Source organism: Streptomyces sp. KLMMK, from assembly GCF_036961605.1.
Lineage (GTDB): Bacteria > Actinomycetota > Actinomycetes > Streptomycetales > Streptomycetaceae > Streptomyces > Streptomyces telluris.
Map to the genome: position 1 here is coordinate 1 of NZ_JBAMDC010000637.1, position 2275 is coordinate 2275.

The 2275-nt window shown below is 72.9% G+C and carries 1 protein-coding gene; it reads right to left on the minus strand.

Annotated features, from left to right (window positions below; genetic code table 11):
- Window positions 1-2223 (minus strand): Tex family protein (locus V7793_RS36575; protein ID WP_336013987.1); only part of this gene is annotated, 2223 nt, incomplete at its 3' end.
- Between the last annotated feature and the right edge of the window lie 52 nt (window positions 2224-2275).

Here is a 2275-nt window from a genome sequence, read left to right on the forward strand (position 1 = left end):
GCCGGACGGCGACCCCGCCTCGTCGTCCAGCCGCAGCGTCAGCGAAATCCGCTTGCGCGGGATGTCGACGTCCATGACCTTGACCCGCACGATGTCGCCGGGCTTGACCACGTCCCGCGGGTCCTTCACGAACGTCCGCGACATGGCCGACACGTGCACCAGGCCGTCCTGGTGGACGCCCACGTCCACGAACGCCCCGAACGCGGCCACGTTGGTGACGACGCCCTCCAGGATCATCCCCGGCTCCAGGTCGCCGATCTTCTCGACGCCGTCCTTGAAGCTGGCCGTCTTGAAGGCGGGCCGCGGGTCGCGGCCGGGCTTCTCCAGCTCGCGCAGGATGTCGGTGACCGTCGGCAGGCCGAAGGTGTCGTCGACGAACTCCTCCGGGCGCAGGGAGCGCAGCACGGAGGTGTTGCCGACGAGGGCGGCGACCGCGCCGCCCGTGCTCTTGACCATCTTCCGCACCACCGGATACGCCTCGGGGTGGACGCTGGAGGCGTCCAGCGGGTCGTCCCCGCCGCGGATGCGCAGGAAGCCCGCGCACTGCTCGTAGGCCTTCGGGCCGAGCCGGGCCACGTCCTTCAGCGCCCGCCGGGACCGGAAGGGGCCGTTGGAGTCGCGGTGGGCGACGATGTTCTCGGCGAGGCCGGAGCTGATGCCGGAGACGCGCGCGAGCAGCGGCGCGGACGCGGTGTTCACATCGACGCCGACGCCGTTGACGCAGTCCTCCACGACGGCGTCGAGCGAGCGGGAGAGCTTCACCTCGGACAGGTCGTGCTGGTACTGGCCGACGCCGATCGACTTGGGGTCGATCTTGACGAGCTCGGCGAGCGGGTCCTGCAGGCGCCGGGCGATCGAGACCGCGCCGCGCAGCGAGACGTCCAGCCCGGGCAGCTCCTGGGAGGCGAACGCGGAGGCGGAGTAGACCGAGGCGCCGGCCTCGGAGACCATCACCTTGGTGAGCTTCAGCTCCGGGTGACGGGTGATCAGGTCGGCCGCCAGCCGGTCCGTCTCGCGGGAGGCGGTGCCGTTGCCGATGGCGACGAGCTCCACGCCGTGCTCCCGGGCGAGCCGGGCCAGCGCGGCGAGCGAGGCGTCCCACTTGTTCTGCGGGACGTGCGGGTAGATGGTCTCGGTGGCCGCGACCTTGCCCGTGGCGTCCACGACGGCGACCTTCACACCCGTGCGGAAGCCGGGGTCGAGGCCCATCGTGGCGCGCGTGCCGGCCGGGGCGGCGAGCAGCAGGTCGCGCAGGTTCGCGGCGAAGACGCGGACCGCCTCGTCCTCGGCGGCCTGGCGCAGGCGCAGCCGCAGGTCGATCCCGAGGTGGACGAGGACGCGCGTGCGCCAGGCCCACCGCACCGTGTCGCCCAGCCACTTGTCCGCCGGCCGGCCGCGGTCCGCGACGCCGAAGCGCTGCGCGATCATCTGCTCGTACGAGCTCGGGCCCGCGGCCGCCCGGTCCGCCTCGTCCGCCGGCTCCGGGTCCAGCGTGAGGTCGAGGACCTCCTCCTTCTCGCCGCGCAGCATCGCCAGCACGCGGTGCGAGGGCAGCTCGGTGAAGGGCTCGGCGAAGTCGAAGTAGTCGGCGAACTTCGCGCCCGCCTCCTCCTTGCCCTCGCGCACCTTCGCGGCCACGCGCCCGCGCGTCCACATGCGCTCGCGGAGCTCGCCGATGAGGTCGGCGTCCTCGCCGAAGCGCTCGGTGAGGATCGCCCGCGCACCCTCCAGGGCCGCCGCGGGGTCCGCGACGCCCTTGTCCGCGTCGACGAAGGCGGCGGCCGCGGCGAGCGGCTCGGTGCCCGGGTCCCCGAGCAGCCCCTCCGCCAGCGGCTCCAGCCCGGCCTCCCGGGCGATCTGCGCCTTCGTGCGGCGCTTGGGCTTGAAGGGCAGGTAGATGTCCTCCAGCCGGGCCTTGGAGTCGGCGGCGCGGATACGCGCCTCCAGGGCCTCGTCCAGCTTGCCCTGGGAGCGCACGGACTCCAGGACCGCCGTGCGGCGCTCCTCCAGCTCGCGCAGGTACCGCAGCCGCTCCTCGACGGTGCGCAGCTGCGCATCGTCGAGCATCTCGGTGGCCTCCTTGCGGTAACGGGCGATGAACGGCACGGTCGAGCCGCCGTCGAGCAAGTCGACCGCGGCCTTCACCTGCCGCTCCCGCACACCGAGCTCCTCGGCGATCCTGCCTTCGATCGACGCCCCGGGCGACGCACCAATTGCCGTCACGATCACGCTCCGCTTTCTGTTCGGGCTGCGGTCTGCATTGTGGCAGGTGCCG